The organism is Tomitella cavernea (genome assembly GCF_016599145.1).
Lineage (GTDB): Bacteria > Actinomycetota > Actinomycetes > Mycobacteriales > Mycobacteriaceae > Tomitella > Tomitella cavernae.
In genome coordinates this window covers 83,404-90,438 of the sequence record NZ_JAENKO010000011.1, presented here as the reverse complement: position 1 = coordinate 90,438, position 7,035 = coordinate 83,404, and the positions used below count along the sequence as shown (strand labels likewise).

6 protein-coding genes are annotated in these 7,035 nt (G+C 69.4%); 1 reads left to right on the top strand and 5 read right to left on the bottom strand.

Translation table 11 applies throughout. The features are described 5' to 3' along the window. From JJ683_RS06585 to JJ683_RS06575, 3 genes are all read right to left on the bottom strand, one after another. Positions 1-282: VOC family protein (locus JJ683_RS06585; RefSeq protein WP_504739229.1), on the bottom strand; the 282-nt coding region annotated here is incomplete at its 3' end. Between the two features lie 38 nt (positions 283-320). Next, positions 321-1,505, bottom strand: coding sequence for an acyl-CoA dehydrogenase family protein (locus JJ683_RS06580; protein ID WP_200172381.1), 1,185 nt, complete (start codon positions 1,503-1,505; stop codon positions 321-323). A 257-nt stretch (positions 1,506-1,762) separates the two neighbouring features. Further along, complete coding sequence (locus JJ683_RS06575; RefSeq protein ID WP_200172379.1) at positions 1,763-2,626, bottom strand: SDR family NAD(P)-dependent oxidoreductase; 864 nt, start codon at positions 2,624-2,626, stop codon at positions 1,763-1,765. A 297-nt stretch (positions 2,627-2,923) separates the two neighbouring features. On the opposite strand from JJ683_RS06575, the gene JJ683_RS06570 reads away from it, so the two are divergent. Further along, complete coding sequence (locus JJ683_RS06570) at positions 2,924-3,784, top strand: aldo/keto reductase (RefSeq protein WP_200172377.1); 861 nt, start codon at positions 2,924-2,926, stop codon at positions 3,782-3,784. Between the two features lie 22 nt (positions 3,785-3,806). Here the strand turns inward: JJ683_RS06570 and JJ683_RS06565 are convergent, their stop codons facing one another. Continuing rightward, positions 3,807-4,811 (bottom strand): metal ABC transporter solute-binding protein, Zn/Mn family, encoded by a 1,005-nt coding sequence (locus tag JJ683_RS06565; RefSeq protein WP_200172375.1) that lies wholly within the window; start codon positions 4,809-4,811, stop codon positions 3,807-3,809. A gap of 182 nt (positions 4,812-4,993) precedes the next feature. After that, complete coding sequence (gene acs / locus JJ683_RS06560; protein ID WP_200172373.1) at positions 4,994-6,949, bottom strand: acetate--CoA ligase; 1,956 nt, start codon at positions 6,947-6,949, stop codon at positions 4,994-4,996. Positions 6,950-7,035: the final 86 nt, after the last annotated feature.

Sequence of the window (7,035 nt, the reverse complement as noted above, 5' to 3'; positions counted from 1 at the left end):
GCGCACCCGGTCAAGCGCCTCCTGATCACGCACCTCCCAGCCGACCACCGTCACGCCATCGACCTCGCCCGGCGTGACGATGATCCGCGCCGCCCGCTCGTCCATCCGCAGATACAGCGCCCCTGTGTCATCTCCGCCTGCCGGCGGCGCCCCCTCCGCGAAACCCAGCACCCCGAACGCCAGCTTCCGCCACCGCTCCATGTCATTCGTCTGAACCTCGATATAACCCAGCGCGCGAATCTCGCGCGGGTTCGTCGCACCGGCTTTCTTCACGTCGGCCATGGTGTACTCCCGTTCTTCCGTGCTGTGGTGGTCGCCCGTCAGATCATCTTCCGCAGCGGCCCCTGCGGCTCAGCGCCGAGCGCGCTGAGGGTGGCAGCGTGGTAGACGGTGTTCGGCGAGTGGATCGCGTGGTGGATGCCGGCCTGGGCGTCACGCCAGAACCGCTGCATCGGCTTGTCCATGCGCAGCGCGTTGCCGCCGCAACGCGCATAGATCGCGTTGGCCGCCTCCACGGCCCGCCAGGCGGCGCGCACCTGCGTAGCACGGCCCTGCGCGCGCTCCGCGAACGTGGCCTTACGGCCACTTTCCGTCACGTCCCAGAAGAAGTCGGCGTTGGCCAGCAGCTCCGCGCGCGCCGCCCGCAGGTCGGCGGTGAGCTCACCGAACTCGTACATGGTGTAAGGATCGTCCTTGACCTGCGCCCCGTTGGCGTCGATGCGCTCGGCCTGATAGTCCTGCGCCAGCCGCAGCAGGCCCTCGCAGATGCCCACCGTGGCCGCCGTGATGCCCATCGGGAACATCGCCGACCACGGCACCTGGTAGAGCGTCTCGGTACGCCCGGACCGCTCCTGACCAGCCCCCTCCGAGACGTCCTCCCAGGTCATCGTGCGGTACTCGGGCACCACTGCGTCCTTGACCACCAGGTCCTTGCTGCCCGTGCCGCGCAGACCCACCACATCCCACGAGTCGTCGATGATCTCGTAGTCGCCGCGCGGCACGATCACGTGCACCATCTGCGGCGGCTGCACCATCACGCCGTTCCCATCCGCGAGCATCGCCCCCAGGAACGCCCAGCGGCAGTGGTCGGTGCCCGACGAGAACGACCAGTTGCCGCTGAAGCTGTAGGTGCCGTCGCCGCGCGGCACCATTAGCCCACCGGGCATGTAGGGCGAAGCCATCCAGATGCTGCTGTCCTCGCCCCACACCTCCTCACGCACCCGCTTGTCGTTGTACGCCAGCTGCCACGGGTGCACCCCGCACACGCCCAGCACCCACCCCGCCGCCGGATCCAGCGACGCCAACCGCATCACCGTCTCCGCGAACTGCCGCGGCCGGTACTCCAGCCCGCCGTACTCGGCCGGCTGCAGCATCCGCATCGCGTCCGCTTCCACCAGCATCCGCACAGTCTTGTCGGTGAGCTTGCCGATCTTCTCGGCCTCCGCCCCCTGCGCAAACAGCTCGTCCGCATGCTCCTCGATGTAGTCGAGAACCTTGTTGCCCATTACGCCTCCCGAGGCCGTGTCGTCACCGGCGCCGACGCGGTGGACCACGCGGCTCCTATGCGACAACACTCACAGCGGGCTGTGTTCCCCAGCACAATCTTCCCGCCCCGCGGGACGGGCACGGGGCTCACTCGACCACGGCGTCGCTGGACCATCCCCCACCACCACGCAACACCGGCTGGCAGCCGGGGCTCACTCGACCACGGCGTCGCTGGACCATCCCCCACCACCACGCAACACCGGCTGGCAGCCGGGGCTCACTCGACCACGGCGTCGCTGAACACAGTCGGATCACCCAGGAATCCCCTATGCGACGGCGGCTGCCCCCCGTCGACGTCGGTGACGCCGAGCTCGCGGGCCACCTCCGCGCCGATCAGCACCTTCCCCGAGCGGTCGACCAGGTGCGGGTCACGGGCCAGCGCATCGATCACCCGGCCGGGGAACTCGGCGCTCTCCGCATGCGCCGCGAACTGCTTGTACGCCTCCGCATTCGTCTCGAACGCCGCGGCGGTGCGCTCGGTCTTGAGCATGCCCATCCACAGCGACAGCGCCGCAATCCCGTACGGCCGCAGATCGTGCGCCATGTCGTGCGCCATCTTGTCCACGGCGGCCTTGCCTGCACCGTAGGCGGGGCCGTGCATGTAGCAGCGCGCGCCGAACGACGACGTATTGACGATCAGCCCCGCACCGCCCGCCACCATCAGCGGCGCCGCATGCCAACTCGCGACGTACGTCGACCGCAACCCCACGTCGAGCACCACCTGCATCGACAGCGGCTTCTCCCAGAAGGGACCCTTCCTCGCCAGATCGTCGTGCACCACCAGCGCGTTGTTGACCAGGATGTCGAGCCGGCCGTGCTCGGTCCGCACACGCTCGAACAGCGCGGCCACCTGTTCGTCGTCGGCGTGGTCGCAGATCACGGGCACGCCTGTACCGCCGCGGGCGGTGATCTCGTCGGCCGTGGCCTGCACGGTCCCCGGCAGCGGGGCGTCGCCCTCGTTCCGTGTGCGGCCCGTGACATACACGGTGGAACCCGGCCCCGCGAGGCCCAGCGCGATGCCTTTGCCGGCGCCGCGGCTCGCGCCGGTCACCACGATCACCCTGTCCGAGGTCAAGCCCATTTCCCACTCCTTCGCCGTCGGCCGCGCCCGGCGGCCGTTCTGTGCCTGCGGTCGATCACGGCTGTGCCAGCGATCACTGCGACTCTGTCACGGCCTCGGCCGACAACACGTGCAACCCTCCAGCCGTGTGGGACGTCGAGACACTCAACGCACATTCTGTGGCCGTATGACTCCGCCGCCTTCGGATGGCGGGAAACCACCATCCGAAGGCCACAGAATGTGGACCTCGTGCCATCCGCGGTTCCCCGATGCCCGCAAACAGTGCACATCCGGCCCGCGGGCGGCACCATCGGTGTCATGACCGCTACCGCTGACCGCAACGCAGTCCCCCGCATCGCCCTGAACTCGGGCCGCACCATCCCGCAGCTCGGCTACGGCACCTTCAAGGTGGCCCCCGCCGATGCCGCCGCCGCGGTGGGCGCCGCACTGGAGTCCGGCTACCGGCACATCGACACCGCACAGATGTACGGCAACGAGGCTGAGGTGGGCACGGGTATCGCCGCCTCCGGGATCGGCCGCTCGGACCTGTTCCTGACCAGCAAGCTCAACAACGGCAACCACCGACCCGACGACGCCCGCCGCTCGTTCGAGGAGTCGCTGGCGAAGCTCGGCACCGACTACCTCGACCTCTTCCTCATCCACTGGCCGCTGCCCACCCGGTACGACGGCGATTTCGTCAGCACGTGGAAGGTACTCGAGGAGTTTGCCGCGGACGGCCGCGCCCGCAGCATCGGCGTCTCCAACTTCCAGGTGCCGCACCTGCAGCGCCTGCTCGACGACGCCGACACGATCCCCGCAGTGAATCAGGTGGAGGTGCACCCGTGGTTCGGCAACGAGGAGGTGCGCGCCTTCTGCCGCGAGCAGGGCATCGCCGTGGAGGCGTGGTCGCCGCTGGCGCAGGGTGCTGTGATGGACGAGCCGGTGGTCAAGGAGCTGGCGGAATCGCTTGGTCGCACCGCCGCTCAGGTGGTGCTGCGCTGGCACCTGCAGCGCGGCGACATCGTCTTCCCCAAGTCCATGTCGCCGGCCCGGATGAGGGAGAACTTCGCCCTGTTCGACTTCGAGCTGGACGGCGATGCGATGGCCCGGCTCTCCACGCTCGACCGTGGCGCGGACGGCCGCGTCGGGCCGGACCCGGACACGTTCGACCTGGTCTGAACAGCCACGCGCCACCGACACGTCAGGCGGTCACGGCTGCGCCCAGGCGGTCCAGGATGCCCGACACCCAGTCGGTGTATGCGAGACCGTCGGGCGGGGTCTCGGCCACCTCGATCACCGGAACGCCGGCGGCCTCCGCGTCCTTGCGCACCGTGCGGGCGGCCGGGCCGTCCGCCTGCGTGTTGTACACCAGCGCGGCCGCGGTCCCCTGTGCAAGGAGCTCGTGCATGCGCGCGATGTCCGCAGGCGCCGGGTCGCTGCCGTGCTCCATCGCCTCGCCGAACCCCGGGGGAGTGAGGTCCTCGACCCCCGCCCTCTCGAGCAGGTAGTACGCCACCGGCTCGGTGGACAACACCGGTGCCGGCCGCCCTGCGGCGATCGCGTCGGCCCGCGCCCCGAGTTCCGCCAACTCCGTGCGTAGCGCGGCGGACCTGGAGCGGTATTCCTCCGCGTGGTCCGGATCGCGCTCCGCCATGCCCTCGGCCAAGGCGTCCGCCGCGGCAGCGACGGTGTCGAGGTCGAACCAGACGTGTTCGTTCGCGTCGTGGTCATGCCCTGTGTGCCCGCCTTCGCCGGCCGCGTCTCCGTGTCCGGCACCGCGGTGCAGCGCGTAGGCGTCGACGATCTGCGCGCCGCCGTCCGCGCTGCGGACCAGGCCGGCGACGAAGTCGTCGTACCCGCCGCCGTTCGTGACGACGAGGTCGGCGTTCGCCACCGTGAGCACGTCTCCGGCGGCGGCCTCGAAATCGTGCGGGTCCGCCCCGGCCGGGATGATCGTCGCCGTCGTCACCGTGTCCCCGCCGACCGCCGCGGCGATGTCCTGCCAGACCGGCGTGGACGCGACGACAGTGACGGCCGCACCGTCCGCGGTGGATCCGCCCGCGACCGACCCGCAGGCCGAAGCGACCAGCGCGGAGACGAGGGCCGCCGCCGCCAGGCCCGCGCGGCCCACCCGGTACTGCGGTCCGCGCTGCGGCGCGGCTCCGTCCGATTCGATCGCCCCGGTAGCACGTACTTTCTTGATCATCCGCTTCCTCACACCCACCGGGCCCTCTGTCGCGGGCCCACCCGGACCAACTATTGCATATGATTTTCATTTGCAATAGTTGGTCCGCCGGATGCCCAGGAGTACGACGGGGTCCAGGCGCACTCCGGCCCTCCCCGTAATTCGCAGTACGGGGAGGGCCGGGGTGGTGCTGGATCCGGGTGCTACCCGCCGGAGACCTCGCTGCGGATGCGGTCGACCACCGACGAATCCGCCAGAGTGGTCGAGTCGCCGGGCTCACGGTTCTCGGCGATGTCGCGCAGCAGGCGCCGCATGATCTTGCCCGAGCGGGTCTTGGGCAGCTCCTCGACCAACATGATCGAGCGCGGGCTGGCGATCGCACCGATCTCGTCGCGCACGTGCTGCCGCAGCGTGGCCACGATGTCCTCGCCGCCGCCGTGCGCACTCTGTTTGAGGATCACGAACGCCTCGATCGACTGACCGGTGGTCGCGTCGGCGGCACCGACGACGGCGGCCTCGGCCACCGCGTCGTGCGAGACCAGCGCCGATTCGATCTCGGTGGTCGACAACCGGTGGCCCGAGACGTTCATGACGTCGTCGACGCGGCCGATCACCCAGATGTCGCCGTCCTGATCGCGCTTGGCGCCATCGCCGGCGAAGTACACGCCGGGGAAACGGTCCCAGTAGGTGCGCTGGAACCTGTCGTCGTCGCCCCACAGGGTGCGCAGCATGCCCGGCCACGGCTCCTTGACCACCAGGTAGCCGCCCTCGTTGTTGCCGACGGGCTTGCCGTCCTCGGTGAACACGTCGGCGACGATGCCCGGCAGCGGGCGCATGGCCGCGCCCGGCTTGGTGGCCGTGACGCCCGGCAGCGGGCTGATGAGGATCTGCCCGTTCTCCGTCTGCCACCAGGTGTCCACGACCGGCGTGCGGTCACCGCCGATGTTCTTGCGGTACCAGACCCACGCCTCCGGGTTGATGGGCTCGCCCACCGAACCGATCAGCCGCAGCGAGGAAAGGTCGTACTCGGCGGGGATCTGGTGGCCCCACTTCATGAACGTGCGGATCGCGGTCGGCGCGCAGTACAGGATGGTGGCCTTGTACTTCTGGACGATCTCCCACCAACGCCCCTGGTGCGGGGTGTCGGGCGTGCCCTCGTACATGATCGACGTGGTCGCGTTCGCGAGCGGCCCGTAGACGATGTACGAGTGGCCGGTGACCCAGCCGATGTCGGCCGCCGTCCAGAACACATCGGTCTCCGGCTTGATGTCGAATACCGCGTAGTGGGTGTATGAGGTGCCCACCATGTAGCCGCCCGTGGTGTGCAGGATTCCCTTGGGCTTACCCGTGGTGCCCGACGAGTACATGATGTACAGCGGGTGCTCGGCGTCGAATGCCTCCGGCGTGTGCTCGGTGGACTGCCCGTCGACCGCGTCCGACCACCACTTGTCTCGGCCCTCGGTCCAGGCCACCTCCTGGCCGGTGCGCTTGACGACCAGGACCGTGTGCACGTCGGGGCAGCTCGTGAGTGCTTCGTCCACCGCCGCCTTGAGCGGCGACGCCTTGCCCTTGCGGTAGCCGCCGTCCGCGGTGATGACGAACTCCACCCCGCAGTCCTGCACGCGGTCCGCGATGGCCTTGGCGGAGAACCCGCCGAATATCACCGTGTGCGGGGCACCGATGCGGGCGCAGGCGAGCATCGCGAACACGGTCTCGGGAATCATCGGCATGTAGATGGCAACCCGGTCGCCGGTCTTGACGCCCAGTGCGGTCAGAGCGTTGGCCGCCTTGCACACCTCGTCCTGCAGGTTCTTGTAGGTGATGGTGCGGGTGTCGCCGCCCTCGCCCTCGAAGTGGTAGGCGACGCGGTCGCCCAACCCGTTCTCCACGTGCCGGTCCACACAGTTGTAGGTGGCATTGAGCTTGCCGCCGACGTACCACTTGGCGTGCGGGGCGCCCGACCAGTCGAGGACGTCGGTGTAGGGCTCGGCCCAGGTGATCCGCTGCGCGGCCTCGTCCCAGAAGCCCAGTCGGTCCTTCTCTGCGCGCTCGTACGCGTCCGCCTTGACGTTGGCGTTCGCCGCGAAATCGGCCGGCGGCTCGAAGGTGCGACTCTCACGGCCGAGCGCGGCGATTGTCTGTTCTGTGGACACTCTCATCGTCTCCTTAATGATGTCGGTGCCGGGTGCCTTCCATCCTGCTCGCCCGGGGCCGTCCTGTGGTGCGGTTGATGCCCGCCGCCGGG